This is a genomic window from Brevibacillus agri, assembly GCF_004117055.1.
Taxonomy (GTDB): Bacteria; Bacillota; Bacilli; order Brevibacillales; family Brevibacillaceae; genus Brevibacillus; species Brevibacillus agri.
Genome location: NZ_CP026363.1, coordinates 680884 through 698888 on the forward strand (window position 1 = coordinate 680884; position 18005 = coordinate 698888).

Genomic DNA, 18005 nt, shown 5'->3' on the forward strand with positions numbered 1-18005 from the left:
CAAAAGTTGTGTATCCAATTTTTTGTATTTTTGTTATATAGTTAATGAAACCCCCATTTATTTCGATGGATTAAAAACAACATCTAGCAGGTGATTAAATGAGTAAAGCACCAAGAAAATGGTTGGTATTATTAGCTTTGTTTATGCTTGTAGTTCCTTTTCTTCTTGAAGGTCAGAAAACACATGGTTTTGAAAAACCAATTGTTATGGCGCTGGAGACGGAAAAGGATTTCGGTCTGCTCAAAGAAAAAACGTACCTGTTTTCTAATGACGATATTTATTGGATCAAAAGAATCGAGGCTAAAAAAAACTCTTCACCTTACAAACTAACGCTATATATCCCTGGTAGAAATGGAGTGTTTCGGTATACAGATTATCAGGATAGTAAGAAAGATAAAATAGTCTGGAAGATAGTAAAATTGGATGAAATAGAGACTCTTCCCCTATCCACAGGATTTATAGAAACTTCCGGAAAAAATTTGTGGATTGGTATGCCAAATGTATATTCACAATTAGGTAAAGGGACGATGGAGGAGAAATACAATTTATCTAAGGAAATAAAAGTAGCAAAAGACGAAAAAGGTTATAACTTGGAAGTTACTTTGCCAGTTTATCAAGGGTTAATAAGTGAGGTATGGGCACTTGAATCTGACGCTCAGCTAGTTCCTTGGAATTACAAGAAGATGTCTGATGTATGGCTAGCCCTCGATTTAACCAGTAAAGGAAAATGGTCCTATGATGGATACTATATAAAAACTCCAGAATCTTATTTACCTCATACAGCTTATTCTTTCTGGAGAATTCCTGAGAATTATATTCTAAAATCCTTATTGTATACTGGCGAAAGTAGGGCTGCAGATGATATGGGATATGTGATGCTGGATACAGCATTACAAAATCAAAATAAACAGGGCTATTGGGATACACTCCCTTTATCGACTTGGCTTCAAAAAGATTATTTGATTCAAGACGGTTTTTTCGATACAAGATTTAATATTGGAGCGGCAGATTTATTTCTTGAGGGATGTAGAAAGTATGGGGAGAGAAAATTTTGTGGTGCAACGCAAAGATTCATGAATTATTTCAAAAGCCATGCAGTAAAAAACAAATACATTGTAAGAGGTTCTAGAGATGGATGGTTAGTACCTGATTATGCCCACCCAAATGGAAATAAGCCCACTCATGTTTCACTTAATCATCAGTTAGCCGAGATTAATTATCTATACAAAATGTACAACCATTTCAAAGACCCGAGTTATAAAGAACTTGCTGAGAACTTATTGTATGGTGTGACTAATTTGGGAAGCAGATGGATTGCTAAGAATGGTGACTTACATTACGCATATTTTGGAAATGGGGAATTTGGGAGAACAGATTATCCTTATTTAACCTACAATGATTTATTAGAGACGCAAAAGTGGCATAGGATTATTTACGGGAGTGATAACAACGAAATAAATATACTTATAAACAATAAAGAAAAGTGGATGCAGAATAATAATGTAAGAAATCCATTCCGGCAATAGAAAAGAGATGAACTATGCGAATTAAAGAGATTGATTATTTGAGGGCATTTTGTGCATTTTCGGTTATAGCCATCCATGTAACTGCTGGGTATATCGATCAAAATTCTATTGCTTACATGTTAAATCAGATTGCTCGTTATGCTGTTCCGTTGTTTATTTTATTATCTGGATTTGGGCTTGCTTTTTCGGAGAGGAAAAAGAATACCACTTTTCTCCTTTTTCTAAAGAAAAGGTACAACAAGATTTTACTTCCATACTTTTTATGGAGCATCATATATTTCATTTTTTCAAATCGACACCAGATTATCTCTACAGATGCTATGGAGCTTTTTCCGTTGTTAATCAAACAACTATACAGTGGAACTGCTTATGTACATCTTTACTTTTTAGTTATTATGATTCAGTTGTATCTGGTGTTTCCTGTACTTCAAAAGTGGCTTCTAGAAAAGCGATACCATACGCTTGTTGGATCATTTTTTATTTCTTTATGTATGCACTTGGCAATATATTTACATGCAGTTGGTATTATCGTGCTTCCAAGTTTAGGAGTTCCGTATGTAATACTTTCTCCTGTTTGGGTCTTTTATTTTGTGTTAGGGATGTATATCTCTATAGAAATTGAACGTTTTATAAGATTAACTCAAAAGATAACCTTCGTAAAAACTACATTAATTTGGTTGTTAACGCTAATTATTTTGCTTTTAGATAGTAAGTATACAAATACTTCTGGTTCTTCTACTAAACCAAGTACGATCCTGTATACACTGTCGAGTCTCGTGTTCCTTTTTAAAGGACTTAGTTACGCAGCCAATGTTACACCTAAAATGTCTTCTCTTATACTTTGGTACTCTACTCATTCATTCTTTGTTTATTTAATTCATCCGTTCATAATTAGTTGTTTGGTATTGGTTTTTCCACATAATTGGGGCGGGACAATTGGATTGCTTCAAATATTTATCAGTACAATAATCTTGTCAACACTTTTAACTTATATAGGAAGCAAATTTAAACTAATACATATTTTAGGGGGAGTGTATACAGGGAGGTTAACTCATGCAAAATCTGGTAAAACCAAAAGTAATAACGAGAAGTGTATACTATTATGAAAGCAATTTTCTGATGATAACAAAATAGAGAAGCCAGTCCACACTCGATATAAAAGTGTGTGACTGGCTTCTCTTAGTGTTGGAGGAAATCAGCAGGTTTTTAGATACCTTTCCTTGCGTGACAAAGACTATTCAGAATGTTAATTTACTACCTCAATTCTATAGTCTCCGCAACCACCAGATGGCAACATAAGTCCAACATTGCTTAACTTGAAATCACTTGCAACATAAGGAGGAATTGTTATATCCCAATATTTTTGGCTTGAATTGGAGGTGATTACTGGCGATATCTTCTTCCAATTAGTCAAATCTTTAGCAGTTTTACTGTAGTCGGTTGAATAGACCAAATTGGCCGGGACATTAGTGCAACCGGAGGTATTAACATTAGCAGTGACTCGAAGTTTTTTACCCGCTACGTCTCTAATAGCTAAAATATAGCGATGTCCATAGTTTCCGCTCAATATATTTGAGCCAATCAAATTGCTTGTTGAAGTTATAGCTGGCTCATACTCATCTTTATTTCCTGTGCTAGGGAAGCCAAAAATATATGAATAGGATCTTTTGCTTAAATAGCTTTCTCCGTCAATAATACTAATGTGAGTATTATTTGGAAGAGTCGCAGTTGTCATTTTAGAATTATATTTCTCCAAATCGCTAGAGGTTAAAATTTTGGTAGAAAAAATTTTATGCTCTGGAGTACCAGGAGCCAACACAAAATGACGCGCTACCATGTTTGGTTCATGAGCTTTAAAATTGACGACGCCGTCAACAACCGCTTGATTTGGAACGGCTTTGCTCAGAATCACTTTAGTTGAACCAGGATAGATCGTATATTTTGTAGACTCACTAGAGTTTAAGACAGCCGTTTGGACACTAGCAGCCATACTAGGGTAGTTATTTGTAGTATAATCGATTTTATTTCCATATACTGTAATATTTGCGTTGTAACTATTATTGTTTTTAATCGCTACTCCGAAGATAACACCGTTTAAGGAAGTATTATTGTGATGGTATAGCTCGCTGGTGTACAGTTCGTTAGCTACGAGCTTATTTTCTAAGATTGTTGCGCCAACTCCGTTTAGATAACTACCGAGAATGGGCTCTGGATTATTGGAATACATTTGTTTGTTTCCACCATTTGTAAATGATAATTTTACTGGATTAGTATAGGTACCCCAGCTATACTGCCCAATATCTTCTGGAACTATTTGGGGGTTTTCCATCAGTGCAAGATCTTTTTGTGCGCTAAGTTCAGAATTTTCTTTAGACTCTCGCAATTTAGCTTCAATTTCTCTTTCAGTAAAAGTAACGCCAGCGATTTCTAATGCTACCTCAGACTTCTTTGCAGTTGTGATGCTTGTGACACTCGTGACTAGAAGTACGGTTAATGATGCTACTAGAATACTTTTCGAGGTTAGTTTCATAATTTTCTCTCCACTCTATATTATGATATGTAAAAAAATAGAACAAGAAGAAGCATAACCCTTTTTATGGAATAAACTTACTGCATAATATTAACTCTAAATACTTAATATGTAAATAATGTGATTTTAAGTCTAAATATTCTGGTTTTATTTGAGTGCTCCATTGTGGTGGCAGCTCTAAGAGGTGTTCGTTAGAAATTGGAAAGCGATTAACAATAAACTAGATGAAAGAGTAGCGATTTAGGATACAATTCAGAAAAGAGCAGAGTGGTAGAATAATTGCTGGCATAACAAAAGGCATGGACACCATTGCCCATGCCTTTTTTATGTGAAATATGCGTCGAGCTTTTTCATAAGTAAGGAGGTGTGACTGCAAGCGTCGACCGAGGGAGGGGAGTTGAGTATAAGCGCGCCCTATTTCGTAGCCGTCAAGTAAGCTCTCTAGTGATGGGCCATTTGGCGAGATGCCGCTGCCGTTCCATCCCAAGCTGCTACGCGTCCCAGCAGCGCCATGGGACTGATCTGAAAGCAAATGGTTGCAGAAGAGCGGGGCATCGGCATTTGGAGAATGTATAAAACAAACCATCTGGAGGAGAAAGCATGAGCGAGCTGAATGCGTTGTTTCGAAAAAGAATCGGCATTTCCGAACACGAAGCGATTACGTTTGACAAGCTGGACACCGTACTGGAAAAGGCAGCGCTGAGCATCCCGTTTGAAAACTTGCGCGTGATCGAGGGGAAGACGACAGCGATCACGAAGGAAAACGTTGCAAGCAAAATTTTGCTCCATCGCGAAGGCGGGCTGTGCTACGAGCTGAACTCCCTGCTCTACTTTTTCCTGATCGAAAACGGCTTTGACGCCGTGCTGACCCGAGGTGTCGTCTACAGGCCAGCGGAGCAGCAGTATTTGGAGATCGGAAAAACGCACCTGACGATTTTGCTTGCGCACGCGGGGCAGACGTACCTGGTGGATACCGGGTTTGGCGGCAACCTGCCGTTGAAGCCCGTTCCGCTCAGCGGCGAGGTGGTAAGCTCAGCCAACGGCGAGTTTCGGGTACGCAAGGAAAACAGCGAACACGGCGATCATGTGCTTGAAATGAAATTGAAGCACAAGGATACCGACTGGCGCATCGGCTATGCTTTTGATGCAAACAAGCCGATAGCCGGACTGTCCGAATGCGACGAGATTCAGGCGATCATCGTATCCCACGAGCAATCTCCCTTCAACAAAAACCCGCTGCTCACAAAGCTTACAGCAAGCGGAAATATTACGCTGACGAATACGTCTTTTACCCAATGGGCCGATGGCGTCGTTACAAAAGAAAGCATCGACAGCGCGAGGTTCAAAGAGCTGGCGAAGCAGCATTTTGCCTGGAGAGACTGGGATTCGTACGAATGAGCAAAAAGACAGCTTGAAAAGCTGTCTTTTTTTGCTGAGCAGTTGCGATGCTGCATGAACACGTGTGTGGTGGATAAAAGCTCAGCTTTCTGGGCATTCGTTGTTCTGGCAAGCTCTATTTTCTATAATGAGAGTAAAAAACAGGATTCAGAGACAACTGTGAAGGCAGACACGGCTTTTGGGACAAGGCAGATTTTACGGGCGAGCAAGCAAGCGGGAGCGGCGACAGCAGCCTGAGGCCAAAAGGAGGCGGACGAATGAATAATGAAGAGAGCCGGGCGCGATGGATGAGCCGCGTGCTGGAAGGCATTGTGGAGACGTCGCGCGATCATCTGCTCATCACGGACCCGGAAGGCTACATTCAGCTAGTCGGGGATTCGTCCTACGAAATGTACGGGATCGGCAAAGACGAGCTGCTGGGCAAAAACGTCATCGAGCTGGAAAAAGAAAAAGTATTTTCGCCTTCCGTCACGCGCAAGGTCATGGATACGAAGACCCCGCAGACGATGATGCAGGAAATCCCCGGGGGCCGCAAGCTGATGGTGACGGCCTATCCGTTGTGGAATGCCGATGGGAGCATGCATTCGGTCATCAGTTATTCGCACGATTTGACGGAAATTTTGGAATTGAAGCGTCGCTACGAGAGCCTGACCGAGCAATTGAAGCAGTTTGAATCCGAGATCGAGGAGCTGCGCGAGAAAAACCAGGAGGGCTTCGTGGCTGTCAGTCAGCCGATGCGCGACATTGACCGCCTCATCAAAAAGGTGGCGATGGTCGACTCGACCGTGCTCATTCTGGGGGAATCAGGGGTCGGGAAAAACGTGATCGCGCGCGAGATTCACCGCAACAGCCGTCGCTTTGGCGGACAGTTCGTGGAAATCAACTGCGGGTCGATTCCGGAAGGGCTGCTGGAGTCGGAGCTGTTCGGCTACGAGGCAGGCGCGTTTACGGGCGCAGGCAAGCAGGGCAAGCAAGGGATTATCGAGATGGCGAATCAGGGGACGCTGTTTTTGGACGAGTTGGGGGAGTTGCCGCTGACTTTGCAGGCCAAGCTGCTGAAGGTAATTCAGGAAAAACGGCTGCAGCGCGTGGGCAGCATGCAGTACCGGGACGTGGATTTTCGCCTGATTGCCGCGACCAACCGCGACCTGGAGAAGATGGTCAAGGAAGGCAAGTTTCGCCAGGACCTGTATTTCCGGCTGAACGTCGTGCCGATTCATGTGCCCGCCCTGCGCAATCGGCCAGAGGATATTGCCGCGCTGTTGAAGCTTGTCGTGCGCACGCTCAATGAGCGGTACGGAATGAACAAGCGGCTTGATGCAGCGGCGACCCACGCCTTGATGCAGTACGCCTGGCCGGGGAACGTGCGGGAGCTGGAAAACGTCCTGGAGCGGATGGTCGTGACGGCGGACGAAGACGTGATTACGCCGCAGCATCTGCCTGCCGAAATCCGGGCGGTCGGAGAGGAGCAGGCAGCGATGGAGCCGAGTGTAGCGGCATCGAGAATGTCGCTGCGGGATGCGCTGGAGCAGGTGGAGGAAAAATGGCTGCGCCATGCGGCAGAGCGCTGCCGGACGACAGCAGAGATGGCGGAGTTTCTCGGCATCAGCCAGCCGTCTGTCGTGCGCAAGCTGCAAAAATACCGGATTCGTTCCACTTGATTCAAAAATGAATTTTTCATTCAAAAATGAATCGGGAATTTCGTGGTCTTCAATTCATTTTTGAATAAACGTACACCGCGCGCGTGCGGCAAATGCGCTTCCGGCAAGCTTTTTCGCTTGGCACGAGTATTGCTACATATCGTCAGCGAAGGCATCACCTTGCTGTTATCAATCTCATACGAGGAGAGATCACGATATGTCCAAACAACGCAAATTCGTCAATGTAGCCGCTGGTGTACCTGGTCCGAAGGGGTCCGTCCTGATCGAGAAAAGAAAACAGTTTGTGCCAAAAGGCATCGGCAACAACACCCCGGTTTTTGTAGAGACAGCCTCCGGCGCGCTCGTGACAGACGTAGATGGCAACACGTTCATTGATCTGGCAGGCGCGATCGGCACTTTGAACGCAGGGCATTGTCCGCAGGAAGTAGTCGACGCGGTCAAAGAGCAACTGGACAAATACATCCATCCTTGCTTCCACGTAGGCATGTACGAGCCGTATGTGGCACTGGCGGAAAAGCTCGCCGAAATCACGCCAGGCAGCTTCGAAAAGAAAACGATGTTTGCCAACAGCGGAGCGGAAGCGGTGGAAAACGCCGTGAAAATCGCCCGCAAATACACCGGACGTCCCGGTATCGTATCGTTTAGCCGCGGCTTCCACGGACGCACACTGCTCGGCATGTCGCTGACCTCCAAAGTGAAGCCGTACAAATTCGAGATGGGGCCGTTCGCGCCAGCTACCTACAAGGCGCAATTCCCTTATCCGCTGAACAAGCCTGCTTCCATGACAGAGGATGAGTACGCGCAATTTTGCGTGCGCCAATTCGAAGACTTCCTCCTGACAGAAGTCGCGCCGGAAGAAGTCGCGGCTGTCATCATGGAGCCGATCCAGGGCGAAGGCGGCTTCATCGTGCCGCCAGTAGCATTCGTACAAGGCGTCTTCCAAATTTGCAAAAAGCACAATATCTTGTTCATTTCCGATGAAATTCAAACAGGCTTCGGCCGGACCGGAGCGATGTTCGCTTCGACTCACTTCGGAATCGAGCCTGATATCATTACGATGTCGAAGTCGCTTGCGGCTGGCTTGCCAATCTCTGCTGTGACAGGTCGCGCAGAGATCATGGACGCGCCAAATCCGGGGGAAATCGGCGGCACTTACGGCGGCAGCCCGCTCGGTTGCGTAGCGGCGCTCGCTGTGATCGAAAAAATGGAGCGCGAAAATTTGTCCGGGCGCGCAAAAGAGATCGGCAAGGCGATCAAGACGCATTTCCAGGCGCTGCAAGCCGAGTTCCCTGTGATTGCGGAAATTCGCGGACTGGGGGCAATGTGCGCGGTAGAGTTTATCGACCCGCAAACGAAGCAGCCTGCCAAAGAGCTTGTGGCGGGCCTGACCAAAGGCTGCTACGAGTCCGGCGTCATCGTGCTTTCCGCAGGTGTGCACAGCAACGTGCTGCGTTTCCTGTCTCCGCTGGTGATTACCGACGAGCAACTGCAAGAAGCGCTGGACATCATGACCGATGTGCTGAAAAGCCAATACGTGACCCACTAATTCATCTGGGAGGTACGCATGAAAAAGCATCTGTATATCAACGGTCAATGGAAAGAAGCAACGGAATACGCGCCGCTGTACTCGCCTTATTCCGGCGAGCTGCTGGCAGAGGTCGCCCAGGCGAACGAGGCGGATGTCGACGAGGCGATCCGCGCGGCCAGCGCCGCAGCAAAAGTGATGGCGAAGCTGCCAGCGAGCCAGCGGGCGCTGATTTTGGAAAAAGCGGTGGCGATCATGGAAGCGCGCAAAGAGGAGCTGGCTGTGATTCTCGCCCAGGAAGCTGCCAAACCGCTGCGCACGGGACGGGTCGAGATCGCCCGCACGATTCAGACGTACAAATTCGCGGCAGAGGAAGCAAAGCGGATTCACGGGGAAACCGTACCGCTCGATGCGGCTCCGGGAGGCGAGGGACGACTCGCTTTTACCGTGCGCAAGCCGATCGGCGTGGTCGGGGCGATTACGCCATTCAACTTCCCGTTTAACCTGGTTGCCCACAAAGTAGGTCCGGCGATTGCGGCAGGAAATACGGTCGTACTGAAGCCAGCCAGTCAGACTCCGCTCAGCTCGCTGATTTTGGCCGATATTTTTGCCGAGGCCGGATTGCCGGCCGGCGCGTTGAACATCCTTCCGGGAAAAGGCGCGGTCGTAGGCGAAAAGCTCGTCAGCGACAGCCGGATCGCCGCGATTACGTTTACGGGCAGTCCTGCGGTCGGGATTGCGATGAAAAACAAGGCAGGTCTGAAACGCGTGACATTGGAGCTTGGCTCCAACTCCGCGGTCATTATCGACCACGACGTAGAGATCACGCCAGCGTTGGTCGATCGCTGCGTGACAGGAGCCTTCTCCTTTAGCGGTCAGGTGTGCATCTCGCTGCAACGCGTCTACGTTCACCAGAGCAAGTACGAACAGTTTCTGGAAAAGTTCAAGGCAGCGACAGAAAAGCTCGTGCTGGGTGACCCGCTGCAGGAGGCAACCGACATGTCCTCCGTCATTTCCGCCAAAGATCATGAGCGGATGGGGGCGTGGGTACAGGAAGCGGTTGACGCCGGAGCGCGCGTCGTAACAGGCGGCAAAGCCGTGAGCGACCGACTTTTTGCCCCTACGATCCTGACCAACGTGAGCAGCCATTCCTCCGTGTCTTGCCAGGAGGTGTTTGGGCCAATCGTTGTCGTCACGCCGTTTGAGACGATGGACGAGGCGATTGCGGCAGTAAACGACTCCCGTTTCGGCCTGCAAGCAGGGATTTACACGAGCGATATTCATGCAGCCATGCGCGCAGCAGAAGAGCTGGAAGTGGGCGGCGTGATGATTAACGACATCCCGACCTTCCGGGTGGATAACATGCCATACGGTGGCGTGAAGGACAGCGGCTTTGGCCGCGAAGGCATCAAGTATGCCGTCGAAGAGTTGACAGAGCTGAAACTGATTGCGATCAAGCTGTAGCTGCCGCTGTTTTTCCACGAGTAAACAGGAGAGTGCAGCACCACATGAAAAAAACTTCTCAGCGTCGCTGAGAAGGTTTTTTGTTTGATCCCGTTTGTGCATACAGAGCGAGCGCCAAATAACGAAGCGGGTTACTGCAAGTAGTAGATCGCCCGCGAGCTGACAATGCCTTTGACGTTTTGCTCGTCGCTGATTTTTTGCTCTACGAACGGAATCCCGGCTTCCTGCAGCCGCACGCGGTTGGCGTTGAAGTGGCGGAAATCGACGACCATCGTCTTGTTCGCAGCTTTGATGTCTTGTAACTGCTGCCGCGCCATTTCGTTGACGGATTTTTGCGCCAGCAGATGTGCATTGCCAACCAGCAGCATGTTGACGAACATGACGCCGACCAGGAGCGTGCTTCCGTAGCGCAACAAGGCAGAGCGCGCCTCCCAGCCTGCCAATGCCACGAGAACGGGAATCAGCCAGAGCTGGGGAACATACCGCGCCCACCAGCTTTCCGGGTTGACGAGCACCGTGGCGAGCAGGATGCCGCTCGCGATGAAAAACGGCACGGCTTTTCTCCGCTCCGGGTCTACAAGCAAGCCAAGCGCGAGCAGGAGGGCGATCAGCACAGCTCCCCCGAACCATGGCCCGAAGCCTGCCACGCGGACGTCCGGGGAGAGAAACACTTTCAACTCCGGAGTCGAGACGGTAAAGGGCCATTTCAGCGTCGTTTCTTTTGGCGTGGCGATGTTTTCTGATTTGGCGAACAGCGAAATCGCGAGCTTGCTCACCGGGTTGATGCCTTTGAAATCATGCGGGCTGTTCGAGGTCATAATATCGACCGCTCCTTTGCCCGCCAGCGGATAAAACGGATGCCCTTTGGCGAGCGTGTTGGTGACGTACGGATTGTAGCCCACTACCAGGACGGTGATAACCAGACTCGCTGCGAGCCACGTCAGGAGTCTTTTCCAGCGCTTTTGCCGATCGTAGAAAAAGAAGAGCACCAGCAAGGCGCAGCCGAGCAGCACGGCGTATACCAGCGCCGTGAATTTGATCTGTGCCAGCAGCATGAGCGCCGAGCAGAGAGCCAGCATGATCCAGGTGTGATAGCGCTTGAGCAGCAAGTACCCGAGCGCGCAGATGATGAGCACGAGCGAGCCGAGCTGTCCGTCAATGTAGTAGGACGTAGCCTGCGTGACGCTGACCGGATTGCCGGCCAAAAGCAGCGCCAGGACGATCCCCAGCCCTTTTTTCGCGGGAAAGGCGACTCTTATGGCAGCCAGACTGAAGAAAAAGGAAGCGGCCATGAGCAGCAGGTTGAATATTTTCCCGACTTCAATCTGGTCGGTCACCTTGTACATGACGGCATCCAGCATCCACGGCCCTTTGGCGTAATGATTGATCCAGAGGTGGAACGCGGACAAAATCTCCTTGTTGTCCATTTCCTCGATTGGCTTGGCGAGCGGCTTGAGCACGGGCGCGTCGTGGACCGGATTCCAGCCGTTTTTCAGCAAAATGATCGCTTCCTGGTGATAGGTCTGCCCGTCAAAGGAAAGGTCGAACGTATTGGCGCTGATGTACCAGCTACTTCCGACGACGAGGCCAAGTCCCGCGAGCAGGGCGAGCAGCCAGGTTGGACGGCGGAGAGGCACAAATACGGCCGTCATGGCGAACATGCAGGCCAAAGCGGCGAAGACGGCGAGCCAGAAGCTGACGGCCGTGACCGGGATGCCCAACAAAAAGAAAATCGAGGTACAAAGCACGATCGCGGCCATAAAAAACAGCAAAGCGGCCCCGATCAAAAACGAATACGTTGCAGTACGGTTATTCATCTGTATGTCTCCTGTTTTGCAAGCTAAAGGACTGGGAAGGCGCCAGCCAACAGGTGCAGGAGCGTGGCGAGCATGATCCCCAGCACCAGCCCTCCGGCAATTTCCCATCTGGTATGGCCCATGCTCTCGCGCAGCGGCGTGGGCAACAGGCTGCCAGGGTGCTTCTTTGCCAGCTTGTTGAGTGCGGCGGCATGCTTGCCTACGGCTCGGCGCAGCCCGGTTGCGTCAATGATGACAATAAACGTCACCGCCACGCCCAGACCGAAAACAGGATGAGTGAAGCCCTCCTGCAAGCCGATCAAAAACACGGTGGTGACCATGACGGTCGTGTGCGTGCTGGGAAAGCCGCCGTTTCCGACCATCTTTTTCGCTTCTGGTCCAAAGCGAAGGTAATTTATCAAAAATTTGGTTACTCCGGACACAAGCCAGCCAATAAATGGCGCGATCGCATAAAACATGGGCAAGCTCCTCTTTCTTGGTGATTACGATTGGGAAATGACAACCACGCCAACGACGATGATCGCCAGCCCGACGATACGTGTGAGCGACAGCGGCTCGTGAAAGATCAAAAAGGACAGCCCGGCTACCAGCACGTACCCGAGGGCCGCCATGGGATACGCGTAGGAAAGCTGCACTTTTTCCAGCGCGGCGATCCAGATGAACGCAGACAGTCCGTAAAGCGCAAGCCCCGCCATGATCGGCAGGTTGGTGAAATAATGCAGAAACTTCAACAGCAGCATGTCATTGTTGCCGGACAGCGAGGACGCCCCCATTTTCATGGCAATCTGACCGCTGGCGCTGAGCAGCACCGAGATGAGGATGAGAACGATAGATGGCATAGTGTGATCCACAACCTGTCTGTGTGATTAATATTCAAAGGTGTAAATGATGCCCGCTACGGTGATGGCGTAGAGCACGACTGTGATGAGAATCGGCTTGTCCTGCAGCAGCACTTTTTCAGGACTGCCGCCTTTGTCTGTGATCGTAATCAGGTACAGGTAGCGGAAAATGCCGAAGATCACGAACGGGATTGTCCACATCAGATGAATCGTGCGTCCCGAAGTAAAGGTGAACAAGCTGTAGCTGATAATCGTCGCCGTAGTGACAATTGTATTGAGCTGATTCAACAATTCGGACGAATAGCTGTCCAGTACTTTGCGATGCGTTCCTTTGTCCGCTTGCAGCAGAAGCAGCTCGTGGCGCCGTTTGCTGATCGCCAAAAACAGGGCCAGCAGCATGGTGCAGAGCAAAAACCACGGCGTGAACGGCGTGTTAATCATCAGGCTGCCGCCGATGGCCCGCAGCACAAACCCTGCGGAAATAATCATGACGTCGAGAATGACTACGTGCTTGAGCTTGAGCGAATAGGCGACATTGAGCACAAAATAAACAGCGAGGACAACCCCGAACAACCGATCAAAGTAAAAGGCGGAAAAAAGCGAGCCAGCCAACAGCAGCGCACCAAACGCCAGGGCAAGCGCAGGCGGCAGGGTGCCGGAGGCCATGGGCCGAAACCGCTTTTCCGGGTGGTTCCGGTCGTTTTTGATGTCCACGAAGTCGTTCAGGATGTAGACGCAGCCGGATACAAAGCAGAACAACAAAAACGCGAACAACGATTTGCCAATGACATCCGTGCTGACTTTGTGCAAGGAAAAGAGCAGTGCTGCGAAGACGAGCAAATTTTTCGTCCACTGGTGTGGGCGCAATTGACGAATCAGCAGGTAGACGATATTTTGCCGGAAGCGGGAAGCCGTTTTCACGTCAACTTTTACGGAATTAGATGTTACCCCCATATTTCTCTCCAATCCAAAAAGAATATTGCTATCCTCCTAATGACGAAAAATGTAAATGGAAAGTTACACCTCGCCAATATAACGTTTCATTTTTGCGTAAAATTTGTGGTTTGTCCATATCTTATGGAGATTTTGTAAAATTTTGTAACTGGTCATTCGGAGGCGGCGGACGGTGGGGCAAATGGTTGCGATCTCACGAAAAAACGCAGCTTCTGGCAAAGCGGAGTGCCAGCAAGCTGCGTTTTTTTCCCTTCTGTTCCGGTCAGTTTACGCGTGGGACCCTTTTGGCTGGCCTTTTCCACGAGTAAATCGACAAGTTGAGCAAAATGACGGCCAGGATGACAAGCTGCGGAATCGTCGTCTCCCAGTTCGCATAAATGCCGAGGTCCGGCAGGTGGAGCAGGAAGTCCTCGCTGTGCGCAGGCAGGGTGCCTGTGACCTGTAGCGCATGGATGCTGACCCCGATAAACTTGAAGGCCATGTAGTAAAGCAGCAGGCTGGCGACGAGGAAGAACGGACGGACAGGAATCCGCGCGCTCAGCCTGATGATGACGAAGCTGATGACGGCGAGCACGACCAGCGCTCCGACGATGCCGAGCATCAGGTCGGTCATGGAAATCGTCGCGGCCATCCCCATGTAAAAAATGATCGTTTCCGCGCCTTCGCGGACGACAGCGAGAAACGCAGTGAAAGCAAGCGACCAGAGCGCGCCTTTTGCCAGCGAGGAGCCGATTGATTTTTGCACAAAATCGTTCCACGCCTGCAAATTCGACTTTTTGTGGAGCCAGGCGCCGATGGTCAGCATGAAGAACACGGCAATGAGTCCGGTAATGCCTTCGATTGTCTCGCGGGAGCTGCCTGTCGTGAGGTTGGAAAAGACGATGCTGAGCACGACGGCGAGGATCGCCGAAGCCGCTACCCCGAGCGCGGCGCCTGACCAAATCCATTTGCGCTTGTCCGCATTGCCTGATTTTTGCAGGAAGGCGAGCAGCGACACGATAATCAGTATCGCCTCCAAGCCTTCGCGGAACAAAATCAGTCCCGCATCCCAGGCGGTGTAGGAGGAAGCGGTGGCGAACGGCTCCAGCTCTGCCTTCATCTCAGCGAGCAGGGCGGCTGCTTTGTCCCACTGTGGCGGGCTGGACAAAATCAGCGTCGGTACGGCGACCATCTTGGCTTCTATGCTGCTGTAGGTCGCGGGCGATTTGGTCATGACCACGCCTTCCACCAGAGGCCATGTGGCGATGAAGGTGTCCATTTTTCCGGCCGCTTCCTCCGCGTTCTGGCTGGCGATGTCCGCCTCCACAGAGCCGATGAGTTCAAGCAGGGTGGAGATGGACGGCTGCTCTGTGGAGTCTGTCGCCCCCGCCGCCTGCTGCCCGGCTTTTCCTGACACGTAGTCTTGGACCGCTTGCAGCAGCGATTGCAGCTTTTCCGTACTTTTTTGCGGATTGGGCGGCTCGGTGTTCAAGGCGATGCGTGCGCCGCTTATTTTCACTTCCATATCGCCGTAGACGGCGGCGTTTTCCGAACGAACGAGGCTTTCGGCTTTGTACCAGCCTTCGACGAAGCTGTTGTACTGCTGCTTGGCTTGTGTCCAGTCGCTTGCTTCGACTGCAGCCAGGCTTTTTTCCAGAAAAGGCAGCAGGGCAGCGATTTGCTTGTGCGCCTTTTCTTTTGGCTGTGCCGGTGATTCCTGGGCCGTGACGTAGCGATCGGCGGCTTTGGCCAGGTTGGAGATGGCTGCGGCCGCGTCCTCCGGCTTGGACTGTACCTGGGCGAGAGCTTGCTCGGCTTGCGCGATGGCAGCCGACAGCGCCTGTGCGTCTGCTGAAGTATCCTCTGCGTTCGCAGCCCAGATCGTCTTCATGCTGGCAACGGCTTTTGTCGCTTCGTCCCAATTTTTATCGCCGCTGCTGATGAGCGCGTCGCTGGAGAGGGCGATCAACTGTTTGAGCTGCTCGGAAGCAAGTGGCGCTGCGAAGGCAGACGACAGCCCGGAGAGAAGCAGCAGCAGGCAGAGGAAAACGGAAAAAAGATAGCGTTTCAAGGGATTCACTCCATCCTTGCTAGTTGGTTAAAACAGTGTGTCTCCGATGTAGCCGCCTTCGCTGGCACCCGGCAGACAGGCGTACAGGCCGCTGCCGACGTGGGTGATGTATTCGTTGAGCAAATCGACAGACGCGAGCTTTTGTTGCATCGGGATAAACTGCTTGCGCGGGTCGCGGTTGAAGCAGATGAACAGCAGTCCGGCGTCCAACTGCCCGGTCCGCGCATCCAGTCCGCTCGAATAAGAGTAGCCGCGGCGCAGTATTTTGACTTTGCCTTCCATGTGGGCGAGAGCGACGTGGGAGTTGACTGGAATGACCGGATTGCCGTTAGCGTCTTTGCGGTCCAGCTCCAGATCGTCGAACTCGTTTGTTTTTCCGAGCGGCGCACCGGAGTCGCGATGTCGGCCAAACGTATTTTCCTGGTCGTCCAGGGCAGAGCGGTCCCAGACCTCGATCCGCATGCGGATTCTGCGCATGACCATGTAGCTGCCGCCAGTCATCCAGGCCGGTTCGTCGGAAGGTTGCACCCAGACGACTTCATCGGCTACAGCCGGGTCGCTGACCTTCGGGTTGTTGGTTCCGTCCTTGAAGCCCATCAAATTGCGCGGGGTAGAACCGCTCGGATCGGCTGCGCCCGTGCGCTGAAAGCCTTCCTGAACCCAGTGGAGGACAGCTTTGCCGCGCGCGATGCGGGCCAGGTTGCGCAGCGCGTGAAAAGCCACCTGCGGATCGTTGGCGCACACCTGGACGACGACGTCGCCGCCAGACCATTCCTTGCGTATTTCATCGCTGTTGAAGCGGGGCAAGTCGACCAGAGCGGCGGGCCGTTTGCCAGACAGTCCGAAGCGCTCGTCGAAGAAGGAAGCGCCGAGTCCAAACGTAATCGTCAGGCGCATCGGGTTCAGCCCCGCGCTCTCGCCTGTATCGGCGGGCGGGAGGTGAGGGCTGCCGCTTTCCTCGTCCGCGGTTTTGCCAGCCGTCAAGCGGGCTGCTGCTGCGGTCCAGCTCTGGAACAGCTTGCGCACATCGTCGAGCGAGGCCGTCGTTAAATCAAAAGCACCCATGCAGATAAAATCCTGCATAGGTGTAATGATCCCGGCCTGATGCTTGCCGTAAAAAGGAATGATGCCGTCGGCAAGCACAGGCGCTGCAGCGGCTTTTTCGCTGGAAGAAGCGGACGGCAGCAGCGATTTCACGCCGGTAGCGCCGAGAATCAGCCCGAGTCCGCCGACACCCGCCAGCTTCAGTGCCTCGCGACGTGTCAGCTTTGTGTTGTCGCTTGCGGGATGCTTGTTTTCCATCAGGTTAGCCCCCAATGATCGTGCCCATTTTGGACAGTGGTTCAGCCAGGGCATCGAGAGACTGGCTCAGTTTTTTCACCTGGTCTTCCTTCAACTCGGTGTACAACACGTAGCCGTTGTCCTTGCGGTAAGGCGCGAGCGCTGCGTCAAGCTCGGCAAAACGGGTTTCGATCTCTTTGGACAAAGCTTCGTCCTTGGCATCGACAGCAGGCTTGAGCACTTTGAAAATCTCGTGTGCGCCCTCTACGTTTGCCGCGAAATCGTACAGGTCGGTGTGGGAGTAGCGCTCTTCCTCGCCTGTCACCTTGCTGGTCGAAACTTCGTTCAAAAGCTCTACTGCGCCTGTTACGAGCATTTTCACGTCGATATCCACGCTCTCGACTTTCACGCGCAGTTGCTTGACGTCTTGCAGAAGCTGGTCTGCCACCGGGCCTTGGTCAGCGACGGACTTGGTTTCCCAGAGAGCTTTTTCCAATTTGTGATAGCCGCGCCATTCGTTATCGGGAACATCGCCTTCGCGAGCATCAATCCACGGGTCGAAGTCGCCGAGCGATTCCGCGATCGGCTCGATTCGTTCAAAGTAGGCGCGAGCTGGCGCGTACTCGCTTTTCGCTTTTTCCATGTCGCCAGCTTTGACGGCGGCCGTAAAGCTTTCCGTCGCTTTTACCAACTGGTCTGTCTGTTCAATGACCCATTTGCGGTAGGCGTCGATGGGAGCTTGCAGGTCTACGGCAGCGGTGTTCGCGGCGGTTTCGGCAGCGGCCGGCTTGTCCGGTTGAGCGGCTTCAGGCTTTTTCTCTTCCTTTGCCGTCTCGGTGCTGCCGCAAGCAGACAACAAGAGAGAAGATCCGAGCACAACGGCGGACAGCGGGTAACCCCATTTTTTCATCATCTGAAAACATCCCCTTAATTACCATATAAGTAGATTCTTATACATTG

The 18005-nt window shown here is 50.9% G+C and carries 14 protein-coding genes; 6 read left to right on the forward strand and 8 right to left on the reverse strand.

Annotation, left to right across the window (positions count from 1 at the left end; translation table 11 throughout):
• Positions 1-98 precede the first annotated feature (98 nt).
• On the forward strand, positions 99-1526 hold the full coding sequence (locus BA6348_RS03610; RefSeq protein ID WP_122953483.1) for a hypothetical protein: 1428 nt from the start codon (positions 99-101) through the stop codon (positions 1524-1526).
• A 14-nt stretch (positions 1527-1540) separates the two neighbouring features.
• Positions 1541-2632 (forward strand): acyltransferase, encoded by a 1092-nt coding sequence (locus tag BA6348_RS03615; RefSeq protein ID WP_005826859.1) that lies wholly within the window; start codon positions 1541-1543, stop codon positions 2630-2632.
• 140 nt (positions 2633-2772) lie between these two features.
• Here BA6348_RS03615 and BA6348_RS03620 read toward each other — a convergent pair whose 3' ends face one another.
• The gene (locus BA6348_RS03620; protein ID WP_005826861.1) at positions 2773-4056 is read right to left on the reverse strand and encodes a hypothetical protein; all 1284 of its coding nucleotides are present in this window, start codon (positions 4054-4056) and stop codon (positions 2773-2775) included.
• 600 nt (positions 4057-4656) lie between these two features.
• On the opposite strand from BA6348_RS03620, the gene BA6348_RS03625 reads away from it, so the two are divergent.
• The 4 genes from BA6348_RS03625 to BA6348_RS03640 all read left to right on the forward strand — a co-directional run bounded on the left by BA6348_RS03625 (position 4657) and on the right by BA6348_RS03640 (position 10104).
• The gene (locus tag BA6348_RS03625) at positions 4657-5454 is read left to right on the forward strand and encodes an arylamine N-acetyltransferase family protein (protein ID WP_005826864.1); all 798 of its coding nucleotides are present in this window, start codon (positions 4657-4659) and stop codon (positions 5452-5454) included.
• A gap of 257 nt (positions 5455-5711) precedes the next feature.
• Positions 5712-7115, forward strand: coding sequence for a sigma-54 interaction domain-containing protein (locus BA6348_RS03630; protein WP_007778177.1), 1404 nt, complete (start codon positions 5712-5714; stop codon positions 7113-7115).
• A 196-nt stretch (positions 7116-7311) separates the two neighbouring features.
• Positions 7312-8661, forward strand: a complete 1350-nt coding sequence (gene gabT, locus BA6348_RS03635) for a 4-aminobutyrate--2-oxoglutarate transaminase (protein ID WP_122953484.1) — start codon at positions 7312-7314, stop codon at positions 8659-8661.
• 18 nt (positions 8662-8679) lie between these two features.
• The gene (locus BA6348_RS03640; RefSeq protein WP_122953485.1) at positions 8680-10104 is read left to right on the forward strand and encodes an aldehyde dehydrogenase family protein; all 1425 of its coding nucleotides are present in this window, start codon (positions 8680-8682) and stop codon (positions 10102-10104) included.
• A gap of 131 nt (positions 10105-10235) precedes the next feature.
• Here BA6348_RS03640 and BA6348_RS03645 read toward each other — a convergent pair whose 3' ends face one another.
• From BA6348_RS03645 to efeO, 7 genes are all read right to left on the reverse strand, one after another.
• Positions 10236-11921: a hypothetical protein gene (locus BA6348_RS03645; protein ID WP_122953486.1), complete on the reverse strand. Its 1686-nt coding sequence runs from the start codon at positions 11919-11921 to the stop codon at positions 10236-10238.
• Between the two features lie 23 nt (positions 11922-11944).
• Complete coding sequence (locus tag BA6348_RS03650; RefSeq protein WP_122953487.1) at positions 11945-12379, reverse strand: divergent PAP2 family protein; 435 nt, start codon at positions 12377-12379, stop codon at positions 11945-11947.
• 24 nt (positions 12380-12403) lie between these two features.
• Entirely contained in the window at positions 12404-12760 is a 357-nt protein-coding gene (locus tag BA6348_RS03655; protein WP_005826878.1) for an SMR family transporter, read from the reverse strand.
• 27 nt (positions 12761-12787) lie between these two features.
• Positions 12788-13714, reverse strand: a complete 927-nt coding sequence (locus BA6348_RS03660; RefSeq protein ID WP_005826880.1) for a decaprenyl-phosphate phosphoribosyltransferase — start codon at positions 13712-13714, stop codon at positions 12788-12790.
• Between the two features lie 262 nt (positions 13715-13976).
• Positions 13977-15764, reverse strand: coding sequence for an FTR1 family protein (locus BA6348_RS03665; protein WP_122953488.1), 1788 nt, complete (start codon positions 15762-15764; stop codon positions 13977-13979).
• Between the two features lie 27 nt (positions 15765-15791).
• On the reverse strand, positions 15792-17066 hold the full coding sequence (efeB, locus tag BA6348_RS03670; protein ID WP_005826883.1) for an iron uptake transporter deferrochelatase/peroxidase subunit: 1275 nt from the start codon (positions 17064-17066) through the stop codon (positions 15792-15794).
• A 4-nt stretch (positions 17067-17070) separates the two neighbouring features.
• Positions 17071-17958, reverse strand: coding sequence for an iron uptake system protein EfeO (efeO, locus tag BA6348_RS03675; protein WP_025846910.1), 888 nt, complete (start codon positions 17956-17958; stop codon positions 17071-17073).
• Between the last annotated feature and the right edge of the window lie 47 nt (positions 17959-18005).

What these genes read in the sequence shown, in the direction of transcription:
- BA6348_RS03640 (WP_122953485.1), top strand. Translation starts at nt 8,680, where the DNA reads ATGAAAAAGCATCTGTATATCAACGGTCAATGGAAAGAAGCAACGGAA.
- BA6348_RS03620 (WP_005826861.1), bottom strand. Translation starts at nt 4,056, where the DNA reads ATGAAACTAACCTCGAAAAGTATTCTAGTAGCATCATTAACCGTACTT.
- BA6348_RS03645 (WP_122953486.1), bottom strand. Translation starts at nt 11,921, where the DNA reads ATGAATAACCGTACTGCAACGTATTCGTTTTTGATCGGGGCCGCTTTG.
- BA6348_RS03660 (WP_005826880.1), bottom strand. Translation starts at nt 13,714, where the DNA reads ATGGGGGTAACATCTAATTCCGTAAAAGTTGACGTGAAAACGGCTTCC.
- BA6348_RS03625 (WP_005826864.1), top strand. Translation starts at nt 4,657, where the DNA reads ATGAGCGAGCTGAATGCGTTGTTTCGAAAAAGAATCGGCATTTCCGAA.
- BA6348_RS03650 (WP_122953487.1), bottom strand. Translation starts at nt 12,379, where the DNA reads ATGTTTTATGCGATCGCGCCATTTATTGGCTGGCTTGTGTCCGGAGTA.
- BA6348_RS03655 (WP_005826878.1), bottom strand. Translation starts at nt 12,760, where the DNA reads ATGCCATCTATCGTTCTCATCCTCATCTCGGTGCTGCTCAGCGCCAGC.
- BA6348_RS03615 (WP_005826859.1), top strand. Translation starts at nt 1,541, where the DNA reads ATGCGAATTAAAGAGATTGATTATTTGAGGGCATTTTGTGCATTTTCG.
- BA6348_RS03630 (WP_007778177.1), top strand. Translation starts at nt 5,712, where the DNA reads ATGAATAATGAAGAGAGCCGGGCGCGATGGATGAGCCGCGTGCTGGAA.
- efeO (WP_025846910.1), bottom strand. Translation starts at nt 17,958, where the DNA reads ATGATGAAAAAATGGGGTTACCCGCTGTCCGCCGTTGTGCTCGGATCT.
- gabT (WP_122953484.1), top strand. Translation starts at nt 7,312, where the DNA reads ATGTCCAAACAACGCAAATTCGTCAATGTAGCCGCTGGTGTACCTGGT.
- efeB (WP_005826883.1), bottom strand. Translation starts at nt 17,066, where the DNA reads ATGGAAAACAAGCATCCCGCAAGCGACAACACAAAGCTGACACGTCGC.
- BA6348_RS03610 (WP_122953483.1), top strand. Translation starts at nt 99, where the DNA reads ATGAGTAAAGCACCAAGAAAATGGTTGGTATTATTAGCTTTGTTTATG.